Source organism: Streptomyces sp. NPDC032940, from assembly GCF_040636935.1.
Taxonomy (GTDB): domain Bacteria; phylum Actinomycetota; class Actinomycetes; order Streptomycetales; family Streptomycetaceae; genus Streptomyces.
In genome coordinates, this window is the sequence record NZ_JBEZVJ010000055.1 from 1 (window position 1) to 20,108 (window position 20,108).

18 protein-coding genes and 1 pseudogene are annotated in these 20,108 nt (G+C 71.5%); 11 read left to right on the top strand and 8 right to left on the bottom strand.

Going from position 1 to position 20,108, the window contains the following annotated elements; genetic code table 11:
- Positions 1-337 precede the first annotated feature (337 nt).
- From AB0E77_RS33205 to AB0E77_RS33230, 6 genes are all read left to right on the top strand, one after another.
- Positions 338-1,108 carry a DeoR/GlpR family DNA-binding transcription regulator gene (locus AB0E77_RS33205; RefSeq protein ID WP_361578402.1) on the top strand — a complete coding sequence of 257 codons (771 nt, stop codon included), beginning with the start codon at positions 338-340 and terminating at the stop codon, positions 1,106-1,108.
- A gap of 157 nt (positions 1,109-1,265) precedes the next feature.
- Positions 1,266-2,636 carry a sugar ABC transporter substrate-binding protein gene (locus tag AB0E77_RS33210; protein ID WP_361578405.1) on the top strand — a complete coding sequence of 457 codons (1,371 nt, stop codon included), beginning with the start codon at positions 1,266-1,268 and terminating at the stop codon, positions 2,634-2,636.
- Positions 2,633-3,577, top strand: a complete 945-nt coding sequence (locus AB0E77_RS33215) for a sugar ABC transporter permease (RefSeq protein ID WP_361578408.1) — start codon at positions 2,633-2,635, stop codon at positions 3,575-3,577. The genes AB0E77_RS33210 and AB0E77_RS33215 overlap by 4 nt, the downstream gene beginning before the upstream one ends.
- Entirely contained in the window at positions 3,574-4,449 is an 876-nt protein-coding gene (locus AB0E77_RS33220; RefSeq protein ID WP_361578411.1) for a carbohydrate ABC transporter permease, read from the top strand. Before AB0E77_RS33215 ends, AB0E77_RS33220 begins: the two co-directional genes overlap by 4 nt.
- Entirely contained in the window at positions 4,446-5,435 is a 990-nt protein-coding gene (locus AB0E77_RS33225) for a zinc-dependent alcohol dehydrogenase family protein (protein WP_361578415.1), read from the top strand. Before AB0E77_RS33220 ends, AB0E77_RS33225 begins: the two co-directional genes overlap by 4 nt.
- 195 nt (positions 5,436-5,630) lie before the next feature.
- Positions 5,631-6,833, top strand: a complete 1,203-nt coding sequence (locus AB0E77_RS33230) for a TerD family protein (protein WP_361578453.1) — start codon at positions 5,631-5,633, stop codon at positions 6,831-6,833.
- 59 nt (positions 6,834-6,892) lie between these two features.
- Here AB0E77_RS33230 and AB0E77_RS33235 read toward each other — a convergent pair whose 3' ends face one another.
- The 4 genes and pseudogenes from AB0E77_RS33235 to AB0E77_RS33250 all read right to left on the bottom strand — a co-directional run bounded on the left by AB0E77_RS33235 (position 6,893) and on the right by AB0E77_RS33250 (position 11,470).
- Positions 6,893-7,462, bottom strand: coding sequence for a helix-turn-helix domain-containing protein (locus AB0E77_RS33235; protein WP_361578417.1), 570 nt, complete (start codon positions 7,460-7,462; stop codon positions 6,893-6,895).
- 132 nt (positions 7,463-7,594) lie between these two features.
- Positions 7,595-7,981: pseudogene (locus tag AB0E77_RS33240) on the bottom strand (TROVE domain-containing protein); the annotation flags it as partial.
- A 171-nt stretch (positions 7,982-8,152) separates the two neighbouring features.
- A complete protein-coding gene (locus AB0E77_RS33245; RefSeq protein ID WP_361578420.1) occupies positions 8,153-9,622 on the bottom strand; it encodes an alkaline phosphatase PhoX in 1,470 nt (489 codons plus the stop codon).
- Positions 9,623-10,042: 420 nt separating this feature from the next.
- Entirely contained in the window at positions 10,043-11,470 is a 1,428-nt protein-coding gene (locus AB0E77_RS33250) for a hypothetical protein (protein WP_361578423.1), read from the bottom strand.
- A gap of 294 nt (positions 11,471-11,764) precedes the next feature.
- On the opposite strand from AB0E77_RS33250, the gene AB0E77_RS33255 reads away from it, so the two are divergent.
- On the top strand, positions 11,765-13,591 hold the full coding sequence (locus AB0E77_RS33255) for an endonuclease/exonuclease/phosphatase family protein (RefSeq protein WP_361578426.1): 1,827 nt from the start codon (positions 11,765-11,767) through the stop codon (positions 13,589-13,591).
- Between the two features lie 22 nt (positions 13,592-13,613).
- On the opposite strand, the gene AB0E77_RS33260 is transcribed toward AB0E77_RS33255, so the two are convergent.
- From AB0E77_RS33260 to AB0E77_RS33270, 3 genes are all read right to left on the bottom strand, one after another.
- The gene (locus tag AB0E77_RS33260; RefSeq protein ID WP_361578429.1) at positions 13,614-14,312 is read right to left on the bottom strand and encodes an antibiotic biosynthesis monooxygenase; all 699 of its coding nucleotides are present in this window, start codon (positions 14,310-14,312) and stop codon (positions 13,614-13,616) included.
- Between the two features lie 148 nt (positions 14,313-14,460).
- Positions 14,461-14,991 (bottom strand): DUF3618 domain-containing protein, encoded by a 531-nt coding sequence (locus AB0E77_RS33265; RefSeq protein ID WP_361578432.1) that lies wholly within the window; start codon positions 14,989-14,991, stop codon positions 14,461-14,463.
- The gene (locus AB0E77_RS33270) at positions 14,988-15,410 is read right to left on the bottom strand and encodes a phage holin family protein (protein WP_361578435.1); all 423 of its coding nucleotides are present in this window, start codon (positions 15,408-15,410) and stop codon (positions 14,988-14,990) included. The genes AB0E77_RS33265 and AB0E77_RS33270 overlap by 4 nt, the downstream gene beginning before the upstream one ends.
- A gap of 147 nt (positions 15,411-15,557) precedes the next feature.
- Between AB0E77_RS33270 and dapA the strand changes: the two genes are divergently transcribed.
- Complete coding sequence (gene dapA / locus AB0E77_RS33275) at positions 15,558-16,544, top strand: 4-hydroxy-tetrahydrodipicolinate synthase (RefSeq protein ID WP_361578438.1); 987 nt, start codon at positions 15,558-15,560, stop codon at positions 16,542-16,544.
- Here the strand turns inward: dapA and AB0E77_RS33280 are convergent.
- Complete coding sequence (locus AB0E77_RS33280; protein WP_361578441.1) at positions 16,481-16,909, bottom strand: MerR family transcriptional regulator; 429 nt, start codon at positions 16,907-16,909, stop codon at positions 16,481-16,483. The genes dapA and AB0E77_RS33280 overlap by 64 nt on opposite strands.
- 54 nt (positions 16,910-16,963) lie before the next feature.
- Between AB0E77_RS33280 and AB0E77_RS33285 the strand changes: the two genes are divergently transcribed.
- The 3 genes from AB0E77_RS33285 (at position 16,964) to AB0E77_RS33295 (ending at position 19,844) form a co-directional block, all read left to right on the top strand.
- On the top strand, positions 16,964-17,935 hold the full coding sequence (locus AB0E77_RS33285; protein WP_361578444.1) for an oxidoreductase: 972 nt from the start codon (positions 16,964-16,966) through the stop codon (positions 17,933-17,935).
- Positions 17,936-18,628: 693 nt separating this feature from the next.
- The gene (locus AB0E77_RS33290) at positions 18,629-19,369 is read left to right on the top strand and encodes a helix-turn-helix domain-containing protein (RefSeq protein ID WP_361578447.1); all 741 of its coding nucleotides are present in this window, start codon (positions 18,629-18,631) and stop codon (positions 19,367-19,369) included.
- Positions 19,332-19,844 (top strand): NUDIX domain-containing protein, encoded by a 513-nt coding sequence (locus tag AB0E77_RS33295; protein ID WP_361578450.1) that lies wholly within the window; start codon positions 19,332-19,334, stop codon positions 19,842-19,844. Before AB0E77_RS33290 ends, AB0E77_RS33295 begins: the two co-directional genes overlap by 38 nt.
- Positions 19,845-20,108: the final 264 nt, after the last annotated feature.

The window sequence follows — 20,108 nt, forward strand, 5'->3', positions numbered from 1 at the left end:
GCTGCGCTCGCGTACGTGGCCGTGGGAGCCGCGGGCCTCTTCACACCCCCGCTGGAGGGCGGCCTGCGGGCCCTGTGGCCGAGCGTGCTCCGCGGCACCGAACGGGCCCGCCCGCCCCCGTATACGGGCGCCCGCACTGCCCGTTCCCACCCCGCGCACCGCCGCCTCCCAGGTCCGCGACGGGCACCCGCCGGCCGAAGCGGGCACAACCGGGCAGCATCGGGCCCGCAACAGGCCTGGTCAGTGCCGCGGAGCCGCTGTAGAACTTCACCCAGGGCTCGCACAGGGCCCGAACGGGCAAAGGCGCTGCGACGAGGCGGTGAGGCGGGTGGTCAGCATGAGCACGAGGTCGGCGGAGGAACGGCAGCGCGAGATCGTGCGGGTCGCCCGTGCCACCGGCTCCGTCGACGTCACCGCGCTCGCGGCCGAACTGGGCGTGGCCAGGGAGACCGTACGGCGTGATCTGCGCGCCCTGGAGGACCACGGTCTGGTGCGCCGCACCCACGGCGGGGCCTACCCCGTGGAGAGCGCCGGCTTCGAGACCACGCTCGCCTTCCGCGCCACCAGCCACGTCCCCGAGAAGCGCAGGATCGCCTCCGCCGCCGCCGAACTGCTCGGCGACGCCGAGACGGTCTTCGTCGACGAGGGCTTCACCCCGCAGCTCATCGCGGAGGCGCTCCCCCGGGACCGTCCGCTGACCGTGGTCACCGCGTCCCTGCCGGTCGCGGGCGCCCTCGCCGAGGCCGACGGCATCTCCGTGCTGCTGCTCGGCGGCCGGGTCCGCTCGGGCACGCTCGCCACCGTCGACCACTGGACGACGAAGATGCTCGCCGGGTTCGTCGTCGACCTCGCCTACATCGGTGCCAACGGCATTTCCCGCGAGCACGGCCTGACCACCCCCGACCCCGCCGTCAGCGAGGTCAAGACGCAGGCCGTGCGCGCCGCCCGCCGCACCGTGTTCGCCGGCACCCACACCAAGTTCGGCGCCGTCAGCTTCTGCCGCTTCGCGGAGATCGGCGCACTGGAGGCCATCGTCACCAGCACGCTCCTGCCCGCGGCCGAGGCCCACCGCTATTCGCTGCTCGGGCCCCAGGTCATCCGCGTCTGACCACCACCCGCACCGCCACGCATCACCCACGTCCCGGCATCACCCACGCCCAGGCATCACCCACACCCCCGAACCACCCACACCCCCGCACCACACCACAGGGGCACCCGCTCATCCCTCGACGCCCCATACCTCCCCATATATTCAGGAGCGATCCATGCGAACCCAGAGCCGACGGAGGCCGCGAGCCCTGCTCGCCACGGCCGCCGCAGGGACGCTGCTCGCCCCGCTGCTCTCCGGCTGCTGGGTCGGGGCGGGCGGGGCGGGGTCGGGCGGCGACGCCATCAACGTCCTGATGGTCAACAACCCGCAGATGACCGAGCTGCAGAAGCTCACCGCCGAGCACTTCACCAAGGAGACCGGCATCAAGGTGAACTTCACCGTCCTGCCGGAGAACGACGTCCGCGACAAGATCAGCCAGGACTTCGCCAACCAGGCCGGCCAGTACGACGTCGCCACCCTCTCCAACTACGAGATACCGATCTACGCCCGCAACGAGTGGCTCCACGAGATGGACCCCTACGTCGCGAAGGACCCGGCGTACGACGAGGAGGACGTCCTCGGCCCGATGCGCCAGTCCCTCACCGGCGACGACGGCAAGCTCTACGGCCAGCCCTTCTACGGCGAGTCGTCCTTCCTCATGTACCGCAAGGACCTGTTCGCCGAGGCCGGCCTGACGATGCCCGCCCACCCCACCTGGACCCAGGTGGCCGGGTTCGCCGAGAAGCTCGACGGCGCCGAGCCCGGCATGAAGGGCATCTGCCTGCGCGGACTGCCCGGCTGGGGCGAGCTGATGGCACCGCTGACGACGGTCGTCAACACCTTCGGCGGCACCTGGTTCGACAAGGACTGGCAGGCCCGCCTCGACTCGCCCGAGTGGCAGAAGGCGACGAAGTTCTATGTCGACCTGGTCCGCGAGCACGGCGAGTCCGGCGCCGCCCAGTCCGGCTTCGCCGAGTGCCTGAACAACCTGACCCAGGGCAAGGTCGCCATGTGGTACGACGCCACATCCGCTGCGGGCTCCCTGGAGTCGGCCAAGTCCCCGGTCAAGGGCAAGATCGGCTATGCGCCGGCCCCGGTCGAGAAGACCGGCTCCTCCGGCTGGCTCTACACCTGGGCCTGGGGCATCCAGAAGGCGTCCCGCAACCCCGACAAGGCGTGGGAGTTCGTCTCCTGGGCCTCGAGCAAGGAGTACGAGCAGCTCGTCGGCGACAAGGTCGGCTGGTCCGACGTCCCGGCCGGCAAGCGGGCCTCGACGTACGAGAACCCGGCCTACCGCGAAGAGGCCGCCGCCTTCCAGGAGATGACCCGGCAGGCCATCGAGGGTGCCAAGCCGAACGACCCCGGCGTGCAGCCGCGGCCCGCGCCCGGCATCCAGTTCGTCGGCATCCCCGAGTTCACCGACCTCGGGACCAAGGTCTCCCAGGAGATCAGCGCGGCCATCGCCGGACGCCAGTCCGTCGAGGAGGCCCTGAAGAAGTCCCAGCAGCTCGCCGAGAAGATCTCCGAGGAGTACGAGGGACGATGACCGCCACGACCTCGGCCCCCGCGGCCGCCCCCGACCACGTCCGCACCGGCGTCCGTCCGCCGTCCTCCCGGCTGAAGGCCTGGGCCACCCGGGCCCCGCTGCTCCCCGCCCTGATCTTCATGATCGCGGTCACGCAGCTGCCCTTCGTGGCCACCCTGGTGATCTCCCTCTTCGACTGGAACGCCCTCTACCCGGACGCCCGCCACTTCACCGGCCTCGCCAACTACGGCGACGTCCTCTCCGACCCCGACCTGCGCAAGTCGGTGTGGACGACGATCCTGCTGACCGTGGCGGTCGTCCTGGCCAGCCTGGTCGTCGGCCTGGCCCTCGCCCTGCTCCTCGACCGCCGCTTCAAGGGGCGGGGCGTGGTCCGCACCCTGCTGATCGCCCCGTTCCTGGTGGTCCCCGTGGCCGCCGCCCTGCTCTGGAAGCACGTCCTCTACAACCCCGAGTACGGCCTGCTCAACGGCCTGTTGCACTACGTGGGCGGCCCGCAGCCGGACTGGATCTCCAACACCCCGCTGCTCGCGGTGGAGTTGTCCCTGGTCTGGCAGTGGACGCCGTTCATGATGCTGATCCTGCTGGCCGGACTGCAGAGCCGGGACCAGCAGCAGATCGAGGCCGCCCGGGTGGACGGTGCGAGCGACTGGCAGATCTTCGTCCACCTCACCCTGCCCCACCTGCGCCGCTACCTGGAACTGGGCGCCCTGCTGGGCTCGATCTACATCGTCCAGAACTTCGACGCGGTCTTCACCCTCACGTCCGGCGGCCTGGGCACGGCCAACCTGCCCTACACCGTCTACCAGAGCTTCTACCAGGCCCACGAGAACGGCCTCGCCTCGGCCGCGGGCGTCCTGGTCGTCATCGGCTCGATCGTCATCGCCACCTTCGCGCTGCGCGTGGTGTCGTCCCTGTTCCGCGAGGAGGCCGGCCGCTCATGACCGCCACCGCCGTACGCCCCGTCGTCACCGACACCAAGCCCGCACACCCCCGACGCAAGGCCGGCGCGGGCCTGGGCCTGGTCGCCTGGCTGGCCGGGATCGTCTTCTTCCTGCCCATCGCGTGGATGGCGCTGACCTCCTTCCACTCGGAGGAGGACGCGGCCACGAACCCGCCGTCCTTCGCGGCGTCCCTCACCCTGGACGGCTACCGCGAGTTCTTCGGCGCCGGCGGCGGGGCGAGCCCGTGGCCGGCCCTGGTCAACTCGGCGGTGGCGTCGATCGCGTCGACCCTGTTCGTCCTGGTCCTGGCCCTCCCCGCCGCCTACGCCCTCTCCATCCGTCCGGTGAAGAAGTGGACGGACGTCCTGTTCTTCTTCCTGTCCACCAAGATGCTGCCGGTCGTGGCGGGGCTGCTGCCGATCTACCTGTTCGCCAAGAACACCGACATGCTGGACAACATCTGGCTGCTGGTCGTCCTCTACACCTCGATGAACCTGCCGATCGCGGTCTGGATGATGCAGTCCTTCCTGGCCGAGGTCCCGGTGGCGATCATCGAGGCGGCGCGGGTGGACGGCGCGCGGCTGCCGACGATCCTGGCCCGGGTGGTCGCCCCGATCGCCCTCCCGGGCATCGCCGCCACCTCCCTCATCTGCTTCATCTTCAGCTGGAACGAACTGCTCTTCGCCCGGGTGCTGACGGGCGTGGTCGCCGAGACCGCCCCCGTCTTCCTGACCGGCTTCATCACCAGCCAGGGCCTCTTCCTGGCCAAGGTGTGCGCCGCGTCGCTCGTCATCTCCCTGCCGGTGCTCGCCGCGGGGTTCGCCGCCCAGGACAAACTGGTCCAGGGCCTGTCGTTGGGAGCCGTCAAATGAAGGCCGCCGTCATCGAGTCCGTGGGCCGAGCCGCCGTCATCGAGGTCCCCGACCCGACGCCAGGGCCGCGCGAGGTCGTCGTCGAGGTCGCCGCCTGCGGCCTGTGCGGCACCGACCTGCACATCCTCCAGGGCGAGTTCGCGCCCAAGCTGCCGATCGTGCCGGGCCACGAGTTCGCGGGCACGGTGGTCGGCGTCGGCACCCAGGTCACCGAGGTCTCGGCCGGCGACCGGGTCGCCGTCGACCCCTCCCTGTACTGCCACGAGTGCCGCTACTGCCGCACCGGCCACAACAACCTCTGCGAACGCTGGGCGGCCATCGGCGTCACGACGGCGGGCGGCGCGGCCCAGTACGCGGTGGCGCCGGTGGCGAACTGCGTGAAGCTCCCCGAGCACGTCCGCACCCAGGACGCCGCCCTCATCGAGCCCCTGTCCTGTGCCGTCCGCGGCTACGACGTCCTCCAGTCCCGCCTCGGCGCCCACGTCCTCATCTACGGCTCCGGCACGATGGGCCTGATGATGCTGGAGCTGGCCAAGAAGACCGGCGCGGCGAGCGTGGACGTGGTGGACCTCAACCCGGCCCGCCTGGAGACCGCCCGCGGTCTCGGCGTCTCGGCCTCGGCGGCGACGCCGGACGAGCTGGACCGGCCGCAGGGCTGGGACCTGGTCATCGACGCGACGGGCAACGCGGCGGCGATCCAGGACGGCCTGGACCGGGTCGCCAAGGCCGGCACGTTCCTGCAGTTCGGCGTGGCCGACTACGCGACGCGGGTGCAGATCGACCCGTACCGCATCTACAACCAGGAGATCACCATCACCGGTTCGATGGCGGTCCTGCACAGCTACGAACGCGCGGCGGAACTCTTCGCGAACGGCGTCCTGGACCCGGACGTCTTCATCAGCGACCGCATCCCGCTGGAGCGCTACCCGCAGGCGCTGGAGCAGTTCGCGGCGGGGGTGGGCCGCAAGATCGTGGTCGTGCCGTGATCATCTAGCCCGTCCGGCGTTTGAGGACGAGGCCCGTTCAGGGCCGAAGCGGGGGTCCGGGGGCGGCCGCCCCCAGGGACGGGAACGGGAAGGGGCGGCGGGGGCGAAAAAACCACCGCCCCCCACCTCCCCCGATTGGCCCCTTGGTAAGGGAACGGTAAAACGCCCCCGCTCGTTCTACCCGGCATGACAGCTATGACCCCCGGCTCGAACATCCCCCTCTCCGCCGCCCGCGTGACGGTGGACGTCACAGCCCCCGTGCGGCTGGACGTCTCGGGCCTGCTGCTCACCGCCGACGGCAAGGTGCGCTCGGACGACGACTTCATCTTCTACAACCAGCCCACCGGCCCGGGCGTGACGTACCGCTCCGGCGGCGGCACCGCCCCGGACGCGATCACGGTCGACACCGCCGCCGTCCCGCCGGGCATCGAGAAGATCGTCGTCACCGCAAGCCCGGACGCCGCCGGCCAGACCTTCCAGGGCATCGAACCGACCGCCACCATCCGCGACGCGGACACCGGCTCCGCCCTCGCCACCTTCACGCCCCCGCAGCTCGGCGCCGAGACGGCCCTCGTGATCGTGGAGATCTATCTGCGCAACGGCGCCTGGAAGGCCCGCGCGGTCGGCCAGGGCTACGCCGACGGCCTGGCCGGCATCGCCACGGACTTCGGCGTCACGGTGGAGGAGCCGGCGGCCCCCGCCCAGCCCGCCCCGCCGCAGACGGTCACACCGCCTCCGGCCCCGCCCGCCGCCGCGCCCACGATGCCCGCCGCTCCCCCGGCCCCGCCGGCCACCCCGCCCGCGCCCGCCCCGGGCACCGGGAAGATCAACCTCGACAAGGGCCGGGTCAGCCTCCAGAAGAACCAGACGGTCTCCCTGATCAAGGGCGGCCGGCCGCTGCTGTCCCAGGTCCAGATGGGCCTCGGCTGGGAGCCGGCCTATCGCGGCAAGGACATCGACCTCGACGCCTCGGTCATCGCCTACGGCCCGCAGCGCAACCACATCGACAGCTGCTACTTCGGCAAGCTCCAGATAGTGGGCGGCGCGATCCGGCACTCCGGCGACAATCTGACCGGCGAGGGCGGCGGGGACGACGAGGTGATCACCGTCGACCTCGGCCGGCTCCCGATGGACGTCACGGGCCTGGTCTTCACGGTCAACTCCTTCTCCGGCCAGAAGTTCACCGAGGTCGCCAAGGCCTACTGCCGCCTCCTCGACGGCACGACCGGCGAGGAGCTGGTCCGCTTCGACCTCACCGGCGCCGAACCGCAGACGGGCGTGATGATGGCGAAGCTGATCCGCCAGTTCTCCGGCGAGTGGGAGATGACCGCCATGGGCGACTTCGTCAAGTCCCGCACGGTCCGGGGCATGGTCAAGCCGGCGGCCCAGGCGCTGTAGGAGGGCCGGGCACAGGGCCGCGCCTCCCCGACCCGGGCGCGGCCCGGCACGGCGCGGCCCTACGCCCGCAACCCGTCCACCACCAGCGACAGATACCGCCGCACGGACGTCCCGTCCCCCTCGCCGGCCATCTCGGACGCCGTCACCACCCCGTGCACCAGCCGCAGCACCTCGACCGGCTCGACGTCCCGCCGCAGCGCGCCCGCGTCCTGCGCCGCCCGTACGAGCCGCGTCGCCGCGCCCCGTACGCAGTCACCGCAGGCCGCGCCCACCGCGGTGGCGCCGTCGGTGACGGCCGTGCCCAGCAGCGCCTTCAGCCCCCGCACCTGAAGCATCCCGACGGCGAGTTCGTCGAGCCACGCGACGAGCGCCTCGCCCGCCGGACGTCCGGCCGCGATCGCGTCGGCCCGCGCGGCGATCGCCTCGATGCGCTCCAGATAGGCGGCCTCGAGCAATGCCTGCCGCGTCGGGAAGTGCCGGTAGAGGGTGCCGACGCCGACCCCGGCGCGCTTGGCGATGTCGTCCAGCGAGGCGCCCTCACCGCGTTCGGCGAAGGCCTCCACCGCCACCGCGAGCAGCCGCTCACGATTGCGCCGGGCATCCGCCCGCATGGGCCTGACCTGCGCCATCCCGCTACTCCCTGCCCGCCGGGGACCTCCCCGGCAGCCTACCGCGCGGCCCCTGAGCAGCCGGATGAGCGGCCCGCACCCCTCGCGCGCGGGTGCGGGCCGCGAGGCCGGCCGGTCCGCCGCTCCGCGGCTTCAGGCCGCCGCTGTCCAGGGCCAGTCGGCGTCCCGGGCCGCCTCGAGCAGTGGCACCATCCGGAAGGCCGCGTCCGAGAGACCTCCGAAGGTGTGCCGGTTGGCCTTGCCCGACGGGCCGTGGCCCGCCCGGTACCCGGCGAGGTTCCAGGTGTAGACCGGCACGTCCGGCGGAACCTGCTCGGTCGGGTCGCCGTGCCGGTTGTACGCGTACTGCTCGTCGGTGACGATCAGCACGCGGTCGTGCTCCCGGTAGTGCCGCCGGACCGCGTCGGTCGTGTCGGTGCCGCCCAGCGCGCCGAAGCGGTCCAGGACCTTGAGCACCGACTCGCCCCGCCGGAAGACCACGCGGTTGCCGGTCGTACCGAACTCGACGAGGTCCGCGTTGTGTCGCGGTCCCCCCCAAGAGGCTGCAACGGTTGCTGCAGTATCACCTGCGCTTTGCCTTCACTGGACTACCGCACTGTGCACATGACTTGGACATATGAGGGACGGTACGTCCGGTGCCAGTGACCGTGCGTGAAATCGCACGGACTCACTAGTTCGAGTGACCTACAGTCAGTGACCCCTCTGCCGCTTCCACGGACCCGTGATGGCCAGCATGATGCCCGGTGTCTGGATGTTGGCGTACAGGGTGCGGCCGTCGGGCGAGAAGGTGACGCCGGTGAACTCGCTGTACTCGGGCTCCTCCTCGGACCCGATGTTCAGCTCGTTGCGGGCGATGGGGTAGGTGCGTCCGCTGTCGGTGGCGCCGAACAGGTGCTGGACGCCCTCGCCGTCCTCCGCGATGACGAGGCCGCCGTAGGGCGAGACGGTGATGTTGTCGGGGCCGTCGAAGGCGCCGTCCGCGTCCGGAGCGGCGTTGACGCCGAGGAGGACCTTCAGGGTGAGGGTGCGGCGCTTGGGGTCGTAGAACCAGACCTGGCCGTCGTGCGGCCGGCCGGGGCTCTCGTCACGGGCGTAGGAGGAGACGATGTAGGTGCCGCCGTCGGCCCACCACATGCCCTCGAGCTTGCGGGCGCGGGTGACCTGGCCGTCGGTGAACTGCTTGCGCACGGACGTGGTCCTGGCGTCCCGGTCGGGGACCTCGACCCAGTCGACGCCGTAGACGGTGCCGGTCTTCGTGGCGCGGGAGAGGTCGTCGACGAACTTGCCGCCGGAGTCGAAGCACTTGAACGCCTCGAGGGCGCCGGCGTCGTCGGCGAGGGTGCGCAGCCGGCCTCGGCCGTGCCGGAAGCCCTCCGGCGGGGTCCAGCGGTAGAACAGGCCGTTGGGGCCGGAGGCGTCCTCGGTCAGGTACGCGTGCCCGCGCTTGGGGTCGATGACGACGGCTTCGTGGGCGTAGCGGCCCAGCGCCTTGACCGGCTTGGGGTTCCGGTTGGCACGGCGGTCCTCGGGGTCGACCTCGAAGACGTAGCCGTGGTCCTTGGTCATGCCGTTCTTGCCGGCCTTGTCCTCGGTCTCCTCGCAGGTCAGCCAGGTGCCCCACGGAGTGCTGCCGCCCGCGCAGTTGGTGGCGGTGCCGGCGATGCCGACCCACTCGGCGACGTGCCCGCCGCGGCGGACCTCGACGACCGTGCAGCCGCCGGCGGCCGCGGGGTCGTAGACGAGGCCCTCGGTGAGCGGCACGGGGTGCGGCCAGTTGGCGCGGGGGCCGGCGAGTTCGTGGTTGTTGACGAGGAGGGTGGTGCCGCGCGGGCCCTCGAAGGTGGCGGTGCCGTCGTGATTGGAGGGGGTGTACTCGCCCGTCTCCAGCTTGGTCCGGCCGCTGTACGTGACGATCTCGTACCGGAAGCCGGCGGGCAGGGCGAGGATGCCGTCCGGATCGGGGACGAGCGGCCCGTAGCCGACCCCGTCGTGCCCGTGACCGTGACCGTCGCCGTGGTCGTGCGCCTGATCCACGCTCTCGGTGTCGGTGGACGCGAGGGCCTGCGGCGCGGTGGCGAGGGCGCCGACACTGCCGGCCAGTACGACTCCGGCACCGGTGAGCGCGGAACGACTGGCGAAGTCCCTGCGGGTGAGCGACATGGTGTCTCCTGTGACGATGAGCTGCCGTGGAGGGTGGCGGACCTCGGTTCGCCGCCACGCTGTCGCCCACGTCTGAACAACACCTGAACTCACGGCGACCGGCCGCCGTCACGGCGGGCAATCGTGCCTCCCCCGGTGCCTGAACGGCCTGGGAGGCACCCCCAGGCCGGCACGGGCGGGCGCGCCGGCACCCCGCAAGCGCCGGGCCGCGTCAGACGCGTCACCGCGGGCAATCGTGCCGCCAAGGCCGGCACGGGCGGGCGCGCCGGCACCCCGCAAGCGCCGGGCCGCGTCAGACGCGTCACCGCGGGCAATCGTGCCGCCAAGGGCGGCACGGGTGGGCGCGGCGGCACCCCGCGATCGCCGGGCCGCGTCACCCACCCGTCGGCCCACTGCGCCGAGGGCGCGCAGTCACGCCGCTCAACCCCCCTGCTGGGACCTCGCCTTGAACGCCGCCTTACGAGCCTCCTTGGCCACCTTCTTGTCAGGATGCAGCCGCCCCATCGCCTCCAGCACATCCGCCGTGGCCGGATGCTCGACCCGCCACACGCTGTCGAAGAACCCGCTGTGCTGCATCGCCAGCCCCTCCACCAGCGCCCGCAGCTCCTCGGAGTTGCCCTCGGCCGCAAGCTGCGCAGCCACCGTGTCGATGGTCAGCCAGAAGACCATCTCCTGCGACGGCGCCGGCACGTCCCGGGCCCCGTGCTCGGTCAGCCAGACCCGGGAAAGACCCCCGAGTTCCGCATCGTCGAGAACCTCCCGCAGCGCCGGTTCGGCACCCGCGCCGACCAGCGAGAGCGCCTGCTGGCACCGCAGTCGCCGCAGCGGCGCCCCGGCGTCGGCGCCCCGGGCCGCGGCCAGCAGTTCGCGCGCTGCGGCGAGCGGTTCACGCCGGTTCAGCCACAGCTCGGTCTCGGCGTGGGCCGACGCCGGCGGGAAGGTCGCCGTGCCGTCCAGGAGCGCGTCGGCCCCCTTCTCGGCGAGGTCCCCGACGGCGGGCGCGTCGAAGCCGGCCTCCTGGAGCCGGGTGCGCAGCGCGTACAGCCCGAGCGGGGTGAGCCGGACCATGCCGTAGCGGGCGACGTCGGTGTCGTCGACGGGCGCCGCGGGTTCCTCGTCCGCGTCGGCCATCAGCGCCTCGTCCACCGGCTGGTAGGTGACGAGGCCGATGGGCTCCAGCAGCCGGAACTGGTCGTCCAGCCGCATCATCGCGTCGGAGACCTGCTCCAGCACGTCGTTGGTGGGCTCGCCCATGTCGCTGGGCACGATCACGGACGCGGCCAGCGCGGGCAGCGGTACCGGGGCGTCGTCGGCTCCGTCCTCGCCGACGGTGAGCAGGTACAGGTTGCCGAGGACGCCGTCGAGGAGCTCGGCCTCGGCCTCGGGGTCCCAGCCGAGGGACGACAGGTCGACCTCTCCGCCCTCGGCCATCGCGTCGACGATGTCGTCCAGGTCGGGCACGCTCGCGTCGGCGAGCACCGTCTCCAGGGCGGTGAGCCACACGCCGAGCACGTCCTGCGGGGAGCCGCCGGTGAGCAGGGCGAGGTCCTCGCCCGTCGCGACGGTGCCCTCCTCCTCGTCGGTGATCTCCACCAGCCCGGTGTCGACCGCGATCCGCCAGGCCTCGCTCGCGTAGGCCGCGGCGTCCTCCCCGGTCAGCCCGAGCAGCTCGGCCGCGGCCGGCATCTGCTCTTCTACGAGCCCGCCGCCGGCGTCGACGCGGGTGTCGGGACCGGCCCAGCGGGCGAGCCGGGCGGCCCGGGAGAGCACCGGCGTGGACAGCGCGTCGCGGGCCAGCTCCGCTTCGGGTCGCAGCCGTGCGGGCGGCAGGGTGGAGCTGTCTGACATCGGCTGTTTCTCCTCGCGCACCTCGACCGCCGTACGGCCACGTCACCGCCGTACGGCTCAACGGCTCAGCCTAGACGGGTTTCCACCGATGCCGCCCGGTTCATCTCCCCGTCGGGTGCCGTACATGGCCGAAACCTTGACAACTGGCCCGAGCAGGCAGGAGATTGACGCGCGTAGAAAGCGGGGGGACAAGTGTTCACTCAGGTCCGTGTTCACTCAGGTCCACAGGGACTCCGGAGCCCCTCGCGTCCCACCCTCGTCCCGGCGCTCTGTCACGTCCCCGGAGGAATCCCGTTGGCCAGCAAGTCCTCCGCGCGCCTCGCCGCGCTCACCGTCGCCGCCGTCTGCTCGGCGGCGTCCACCGTCGTCCTCACCTCGCCCGCGCACGCCGACTCGGTGCGCGTCCACGACGTCCAGGGCTCGACCCGGCTGTCGCCGTACGCCGGCAAGCAGGTCACGGACGTGGCCGGAATCGTCACCGGCGTCCGCGGCTACGGCTCCTCCAAGGGTTTCTGGATGCAGGACCCGCACCCGGACGCGGACCCGGCCACCAGCGAGGGCGTCTTCGTCTTCACGAGCTCCACCCCGAAGGTCGCCGTCGGTGACGCGGTCACGGTCTCCGGCACGGTGTCGGAGTACGTCCCGGGCGGCACCTCGTCCGGCAACCAGTCGGTCACCGAGATCACCCGCCCGACGGTCACGGTCGTCTCGAGCGGCAACGCGGTCCCGGCCCCGACGACCGTCTCCGCCCGGTCCGTGCCGCGCGCCTACGCCCCCGAGGGGGACGCGGCCGCGGCCGGCTCGGTCGACGCCCTGCCGCTGCGCCCGGCGACGTACGCCCTGGACTACTACGAGTCGCTGGAGGGCATGAACGTCCGGGTCGCCGACGCCCGCGTGGTCGGCGCCTCCGACCCGTACACCGAGCTGTGGGTCACGGTGAAGCCGTGGGAGAACGCCAACCGCCGCGGCGGCACGGTCTACGGCTCGTACGACGCCCAGAACACCGGCCGGCTCCAGATCCAGTCGCTGGGCAAGCCCGCCGACTTCCCCGACGCCACCGTGGGCGACACCCTCGCCGGCACGACCGCGGGCCCGCTGGACTACAACCAGTACGGCGGCTACACGCTGGTCGCGAACGAGATCGGCACGCTGCGCGGCGGGGGCACCGAGCGCGAGTCGACGCGCGCGCAGAGCGGCCGCGAGCTGGCGGTGGCCACGTACAACGTCGAGAACCTCGACCCGTCCGACGCCACCTTCGCCGCGCACGCCGACGCGATCGTGCACCACCTGAAGTCGCCGGACATCGTGTCCCTGGAGGAGATCCAGGACAACAACGGTGCCACGGACGACGGCACGGTGGCCGCCGACGTGACGGTCGGCAAGCTGATCGACGCGATCGTGGCGGCGGGCGGCCCGCGCTACGAGTGGCGGGGCATCGACCCGGTCGACAAGACAGACGGCGGCGAGCCCGGCGGCAACATCCGCCAGGCGTTCCTGTTCAACCCGGAGCGGGTCTCCTTCACCGACCGCGCGGCCGGCGACGCGACCACCGCGACCGGGGTGACGAAGGTGCGTGGCAAGGCCGTGCTCACGCACTCCCCCGGCCGTGTCGACCCGGCGAACGCGGCCTGGGAGAACAGCCGCAAGCCACTGGCCGGCGAGTTCGTCTTCCGCGGCCGGACGGTCTTCGTCATCGCCAACCACTTCAACTCCAAGGGCGGCGACCAGGGGCTGACCGCGAAGTACCAGCCGCCGGCGCGCAGCTCGGAGACGCAGCGGCACGCCCAGGCGAAGGTCGTGAACACCTTCGTCAAGGAGATCCTCTCCGCCCAGAAGAACGCGGACGTCATCGCGCTCGGTGACATCAACGACTTCGAGTTCTCCGGGACGGCGAAGATCCTCGAGGACGGCGGCGCGCTGTGGTCGGCGGTCAAGTCCCTGCCGCGCAGCGAGCGTTACTCGTACGTCTACCAGGGCAACAGCCAGGTCCTCGACCAGATCCTGGTCAGCCCGTCGATCCGGCACGGCGGGCACCTGTCCTACGACAGCGTGCACATCAACGCCGAGTTCCCCGACCAGATCAGCGACCACGACCCGCAGGTGCTGCGCTTCCGCCCGTAGCCGGGTCGCGTGGGGGCGGGGTTCAGCGGGGCACGAGGCCGAGGGCGTGGTCGTAGCGCTGGACGGTGCTGCTCTTCAGCCCCGGCCAGTTCCGTACCCGCTCCCACGCGGCGGTCGCCGAGCCGACGCCGTCGCCGGGCGCGGCGAGGGCGTCGATGTGGGCCTGGGCGTTCTCCCACTCGGCGTAGTTGAGGACGCGGGTGCCGTCGGTGCTGAGGTGGAAGTGGGCGGAGATACCGCCGGGGGCCGGCGCGGGTTCGCTCGCCAGGGCGTCGAACACGGCGTCGGCCCAGGCGCGTTGCCGGTCGGGATCGGGGCCCTCGAACTCGACGTCGACGATGACGACGCAGCCGGGGACGGGAGCCTGGGCTCGGGTTCCGCTGCGGTAGCGCCGGTACCGGCCGAGACCCAGCCGCTCGATGCCGGGAACGACGGTGTCGATCTCGTCCACCCGTTCCTGCCGGTGGGTCTTCACGAAGGCCTCGTACGCGTGCTCGCTCGCCCACTGGGAGTGGTGCAGGAGGGTGCTGCCGTCGTGGCCGGTGTAGACGTGGTAGCCCAGCAGGCCCTCGGCGGGCCAGGGGCGGCGCTCCCAGGTACGGGCGATGGCGTCGACGGTCTGCCGCTGCCGCTCGGGGGTGCCGACGCGCCAGGTGCTGAAGAACGGCGCCTGCGCGTCGGGGCGTTCGAGGTCGGGGTGTGCGTCGGTACGGCGGGTCATGCCGGCCTCCACGGTTCGGTGGTCGTCGGGTGCACGCACCACTCTCCGACCTCGACCAAACTTGAGGTCAAGCGCATCGCCCGGCCGGCAGGGCACGACACGGCGAGGGCCCCGCATCCGGGACCCTCGCCGCACCGTCGTGTCGCCGTCAGCAGGGCCCGTGCCGGCGACGTCGCAGCACACCCGCCGCGACCACCGCACCGGCCGCCGCGCCGGCGACGAGCAGCGGGCGCGGATGGCGCTTCCCGGCCTGGACGGCCCCGCGCATCCGCTCGGGCACGCCACCCTGCCGGGCCCGGTGCTGCCCGGAAGGCTCCGCCCGGTCGTGCGCGGCATGACCACCCCGCCGCGCCTTGTCCTGCGCGGCGTGAGCAGCCCGACCGGCCTTGTCCTGGGCGGAATGCGTAGCCCGACTCGCCTTGCCCTGCACGCTGTGCCCGGCGTGGGCGGCGGAACTGCGCAGCTGCACGGTCATGGCACCGGCCTTGTCCTTGAGGTCGGCGGCCCGGGCCTTGGCACGGCCCTTGACGTCCGCCTTCCCCGCCAGCTCCTCCACGGTGTCGCCGAGCTGGCTGCGGGTCTGTTCGATCTGCCGTCGCAGTTCGTCGGGTCCCTTGGCTCCGGTCGGCTGCGCGGTGGAGCCGGTCCTCGCGCCGTCTCCGCTCGTCGCGTCGGTCATCGATGCGCCCTTTCCCTGATCTCGTCGACGTCGGCCCTGACACTGCCGAGGGTCTGCTCGGGCGTGGGCGGTGCGGCACGGCGCAGCTGGGAGCGGCCGGTCAGGGCCAGGACGCCCGCGATCACGAAGAGCAACGCCGTCACGATGAGTGCCGCGGCCCAGACGGGCAGCACCAGCGAGAGCGCGGCGGTGGCCGTGCCGGCCAGGGCGAACAGTCCTACGTAGGCGATGGCGCCCGCGGCGCCCAGCATCCCGCCGCCACGCCCGACGCGCTTGCCCTTCTCGGCGAGCTCCATCTTGGCGAGGGCCACTTCCTGGCGCACGAGCCGGGAGAGCTGTTCGGTGGCCTGGCCGACGAGTTCGCCAACGGAGTGCTCGTCGTGCACAGGCCTCGGCCTGGTGTGCATGGTCCCGGTCACGGTGTTCCGCCTCCTCTCGGTTCGGAGGCATCCGGGTACCCCTGCCCGGGAAGCGCTACCCTCACCCTGAACCGGTCACCATTCCTTACACATAAGTCGTAGCAAATTTAAGTAGAGCTACACCATGAACGGTCCGACACTACCCCCATGACGACAGAGAGCCACCCCGCCACCTCCACACCCCCGCCCCGCCCCTTCGGCCGCGCCCTGTGCGCCATGGTCACTCCCTTCACGAAGGAGGGCACGCTCGACCTCGACGGCGCGCAACGCCTCGCGGACCGGCTGGTATCGCGGGGCTGCGACGGCCTGGTCCTCTCCGGCACGACGGGCGAGTCGCCGACCACCACGGACGCGGAGAAGGCGGCGCTGATCACGGCGGTACGGGAGGCGGTCGGGGACCGGGCGGCCCTGGTCGCCGGCGTGGGCACGGCCGACACCGGGCACACGGTGGAGCTGACACGGTCCGCCGAGAAGGCCGGCGCCGACGGCCTGCTGGTGGTGACGCCGTACTACAGCCGCCCTCCGCAGGACGCCCTGGAGGCCCACTTCCGGGAGATCGCGGACGCGTGCGGACTCCCGCTGATGCTCTACGACATCCCGGGCCGCACGGGCACGCGCATCGAGCCCGACACGATCACCCGGCTGGCCGCACACCCACGCATCGTGGCGGTCAAGGACTGTGCCTACGACCTCCTGGGCACCCAGAAGGTCCTGTCCCGCACCGACCTCGCCTACTACGCGGGCTGCGACGAGCAGACCCTCGCCCTGTACGCGATCGGCGCGGCGGGCTACGTCAGCACGGTCGCGAACGTCGCCCCGGAACCGTTCCGGTCGATCATCGACGCGTACGACGCGGGCAACACCCGGGCGGCGACCGAGCTCCAGCGCCGGACAATCCCCCTCACGGACCTGATGATGGCCTCGAACCTACCGGGCACGGTCACAGCGAAGGCCCTCCTGAACGCCCTCACCCTCCCCGCGGGCCCGGTCCGCCCACCGCTCCGCCCGGCGGACGCGGAGACGACGGCCCGCCTGCTGACGGCGCACGAAACCCTGACCACCGACGAGACTCAGCTCCCGGCCGTCGGGTCCCAGAGCCCGTCGGCCTCACCGCGGGCGAGGTGGTCGGCGTAAACGCCGACCTTCCAGGCGATGACGGACCGGCACTCCTCCAGCGCCCGGATCTGTGCGTCGACGCGCTGCCGATGGACGTCGAGCAGTCGCAGACGTTCCGCCTCGTTGCCCGGCCCTCGGCGTACGAGTTCGGCGAAGTGCTTGAGGTCGGCTAGCGGCATGCCGGATTCGCGGAGCTTGACGCAGATGAGCAGCCACTCGACATCGGCGGAGGAGTAGCGCCGCCTGCCACCGGACGTGCGCCGGACCGGCCCGACGAGCAGCCCTTCGCGCTCGTAGAAGCGCAGGGCGTGCACGCTGAGTCCGGTCCGCTCGGCCACCTCGCCGATGCTCAGCGACTGCACGGCAGCGTCGACGCTGGTCATGCCGCTCCCCCTGGACTTGATCTAGACCTCGCTCTAGATCGTAACGTCCACGGCATGACCTCTCCTGATCAGCAGCCGCTCGGCTCACCCTTCTCCGCCTCCACCACCGCCGAGGACATCGTGGCGGGCCTCGACCTCTCCGGAAGGACGGCCGTGGTGACGGGCGGCTACTCCGGGCTCGGCCTGGAAACCACCCGGACCCTGACGGCCACCGGAGCCCTGGTCATCGTCCCCGCCAGACGCCCCGACGCCGCCCGTGCCGCTCTGCGGGAGGTGAAGAACTGCGAGGTCATCCCCATGAACCTGACCGACCTCGACAGCGTCCGCTCCGCCGCCGCGCACATCGGCGACCGTCTCGACCGACTCGACCTCCTCATGGCCGTCGCCGGAGTCATGGCCACCCCGGAGCGGCGCGTCGGGCCGGGCTGGGAAGGCCAGCTCACGGCCAACCACTTCGGGCACTTCACCCTCGCCTGCGAGCTCTACCCTCTCCTGGCCGCCGCCGACGGCGCCCGCGTCGTCGTCAACAGCTCGGCCGGACACACGTTGACCGGCATCCGCTGGCACGACCCGCACTTCCGCACCGGCTACGACAAGTGGCTGGCCTACGGCCAGGCCAAGACCGCCAACTCCCTGTTCGCCGTGCACCTCGACGCCCTCGGAAAGGACGACGGCGTCCGGGCGTTCGCCCTCCACCCCGGCAAGATCATCACCGGACTCCAGCGGGAGATGACCCTCCAGGCCCAGATCGACCGCGGCTGGGTGGACGAGCACGGCAAGGTCATCGGCGAGGGCTTCAAGTCCCCCTCCCAGGGAGCAGCCACCGGCCTGTGGGCCGCGACGTCCCCACTCCTCGCCGCCCGAGGCGGCCTCTACTTGGAGGACTGCGACGTCGCGCACGTCTCCGCCCCCAACTCCCCCATGGACGACGGCGGCGTCCGCGCCTACGCCATCGCCCCCGCCGAGGCGTCCCGCCTCTGGGACGTGTCCCTCGCCGCCACGGGCGCCACGCCGATCCCTCGCTGAACCCACGCCCTGCATTTTGGAACTGGAGGCCCTGACGACCGGCTTGGTCTGCCGCCTCACCGCCGGGCGGCACGGCTCCTTGTGCCAGTACACGGTGGGGGCCGCACCGGTGGGCGAGTCGATCTGGATCTCCTTCGGCTCGCCGACGATGGGCTTGTCGCAGTAGTCACAGATCATCGACGACCGTCCCTCACGAGGCGGTACAAGGCGCGGCTGATCTCGCACCGCTCGGCGGCGTCGACGCACTGCTCGCAGCTGGGGGCATGAACGAACAGAGCGCGGTGTGCTCGGTCGGCGACGTGCAGCCGACAGGCCCGCGGAAACCAGCGGGGGGCCGTCTGTTCCCCGAGGTCGACAGCGGTCGCCGGTCAGTCGCTCGGAGCCCCAGACACAGACGGCGCCGCGAGCCTGATCGGTGGTCAGCGCTTCGCGGGAGGGCAGCCCAAGCATCTGCACGAGTTGGGGTGGCACCTCAAGGACGAGAGCCTCTGCCACCTCAGCGGTGGGGACGGTAGGTTGCGGCATGTCGACTCCAGTCAGTCGGCCAGCCCCGGGGCCGTTCGCGCGGTCGCCGGGGCGCTACAGTCCCGCGATCGTCGTGCACTTCACCGGGACGTAGGAACCTCGCCCATTTCCCACTTCAGGACGTCCTGGAAGAGATGGAACGTCCCTACCACTACAGGGAGGGACGCTATGGCGAACGAACGGTTACGGGCAGCCATGGCCGCTGGAGGCTGGACGCACGACACGCTCGCGCAGGAGATCGGTATCGACCCGAAGAGTGTGGAGCGTTGGGTGAACAAGGGCCGGACACCTCGGCAACGCACGGCGCTTCTCGCCTCCGAGGCGCTCGGCGAGGACATTCACGCCCTGTGGCCGGCGCTCCGGCAGCCGAGGAAAGCGCGCGCCATCAGCCCCGACCTCGTCGCCCTCTACGCGCAGCGAGCCGACCTTCCGATCGCGGTCTACGCCGAGCTGTTCGCCCAGGCGCACGAGCAGATGGAAGTCCTCGTCTACGCCGGAGTCTTCCTGCACGAGGGCTACCCGCGGCTGAACGAGCTCATCAAGGAACGAGCCACTGCCGGATGCCGAGTACGCATCGCCGTCGGCAAGGCTGACAGCGAGGCCGTGCAACAGCGCGGCCGCGAGGAACGCTTCGGGCACGGCATCGAATTCCGATGCCGGCTGGCCCTGCTGCACTACCGGCCACTGCTCTCCGTCCCTGGCGTGCAAATCCGCACGCACTCGACGACGCTCTACAACTCGATCTACCGAGCCGACGATCAGATGCTGGTCAACGGGCACGTCTTCGGCGTCAACGCGTACGGAGCGCCGGTGTGGCAGCTACGCCGCACTGAGACCGGCGGCTTGTTCGACACCTACGCCAGCAGCTTCGATGCCGTCTGGTCGACGGCCCAACCTGTGGAGGACTGACGTGTCCCGCCGCACCGAGTACTACGACGATCCCCAGGCGCCCGAACCCAACTCGCTGGTCGTGGCCGCCTCTGCCGTCGTCACCGACGACCAGGGCCGCATCCTGCTTCAGCGGCGCCGGGACAACGATCTGTGGGCGCTGCCGGGCGGCGGCATGGAGATGACCGACAGCCTGCCTGGTACGGCCGTGCGGGAGGTGAAGGAGGAGACCGGCCTGGACGTCGAGGTGACGGGCCTGGTCGGCACCTACACAGATCCGCGACACGTCATCGCCTACAGCGACGGGGAGGTCCGACGGCAGTTCAACGTCTGCTTCCGCGCACGCCTGATCGGCGGCGAGCTCACCATCTCCGACGAGTCGACGGAACTGAGGTGGGTGCCACCGACCGAGCTGGACACCCTGCCGATGCACCACACACAGCGTCTACGCCTCCAGCACGCCACCGAAGACCGAGCCACGCCCTACCTGGGCTGAAACGGAACCCAAGCGAGAAGCCATGCGCCGCAGGTCGGTGCAGTCATAGTTGCCCAAGCACCCGAGCCTCCGGCGAACGAGACGAGAGCGTCGCGTTCCCAGCGAGCAGCCAAGCGGGCCACGATCGACCGATGCCCACCACGGCTTCGGTGCACTTTTCCTTACTTCATCAAGGCCCGCGCACGGCGCGGGCGCGCGCCGCCTCTGCGGCGCGGCCTGCCTCCTAATGGTGCGGTAAGGCGCTGGGCGGTTTCTCATGGCCGA

Bases quoted from the DNA above. Each gene is read 5' to 3' on its own strand.
- AB0E77_RS33205 (WP_361578402.1), top strand. From the start codon at position 338: ATGAGCACGAGGTCGGCGGAGGAACGGCAGCGCGAGATCGTGCGGGTC.
- AB0E77_RS33210 (WP_361578405.1), top strand. From the start codon at position 1,266: ATGCGAACCCAGAGCCGACGGAGGCCGCGAGCCCTGCTCGCCACGGCC.
- AB0E77_RS33215 (WP_361578408.1), top strand. From the start codon at position 2,633: ATGACCGCCACGACCTCGGCCCCCGCGGCCGCCCCCGACCACGTCCGC.
- AB0E77_RS33220 (WP_361578411.1), top strand. From the start codon at position 3,574: ATGACCGCCACCGCCGTACGCCCCGTCGTCACCGACACCAAGCCCGCA.
- AB0E77_RS33225 (WP_361578415.1), top strand. From the start codon at position 4,446: ATGAAGGCCGCCGTCATCGAGTCCGTGGGCCGAGCCGCCGTCATCGAG.
- AB0E77_RS33230 (WP_361578453.1), top strand. From the start codon at position 5,631: ATGACCCCCGGCTCGAACATCCCCCTCTCCGCCGCCCGCGTGACGGTG.
- AB0E77_RS33235 (WP_361578417.1), bottom strand. From the start codon at position 7,462: ATGGCGCAGGTCAGGCCCATGCGGGCGGATGCCCGGCGCAATCGTGAG.
- AB0E77_RS33245 (WP_361578420.1), bottom strand. From the start codon at position 9,622: ATGTCGCTCACCCGCAGGGACTTCGCCAGTCGTTCCGCGCTCACCGGT.
- AB0E77_RS33250 (WP_361578423.1), bottom strand. From the start codon at position 11,470: ATGTCAGACAGCTCCACCCTGCCGCCCGCACGGCTGCGACCCGAAGCG.
- AB0E77_RS33260 (WP_361578429.1), bottom strand. From the start codon at position 14,312: ATGACCCGCCGTACCGACGCACACCCCGACCTCGAACGCCCCGACGCG.
- AB0E77_RS33265 (WP_361578432.1), bottom strand. From the start codon at position 14,991: ATGACCGACGCGACGAGCGGAGACGGCGCGAGGACCGGCTCCACCGCG.
- dapA (WP_361578438.1), top strand. From the start codon at position 15,558: ATGACGACAGAGAGCCACCCCGCCACCTCCACACCCCCGCCCCGCCCC.
- AB0E77_RS33280 (WP_361578441.1), bottom strand. From the start codon at position 16,909: ATGACCAGCGTCGACGCTGCCGTGCAGTCGCTGAGCATCGGCGAGGTG.
- AB0E77_RS33285 (WP_361578444.1), top strand. From the start codon at position 16,964: ATGACCTCTCCTGATCAGCAGCCGCTCGGCTCACCCTTCTCCGCCTCC.
- AB0E77_RS33290 (WP_361578447.1), top strand. From the start codon at position 18,629: ATGGCGAACGAACGGTTACGGGCAGCCATGGCCGCTGGAGGCTGGACG.
- AB0E77_RS33295 (WP_361578450.1), top strand. From the start codon at position 19,332: ATGCCGTCTGGTCGACGGCCCAACCTGTGGAGGACTGACGTGTCCCGC.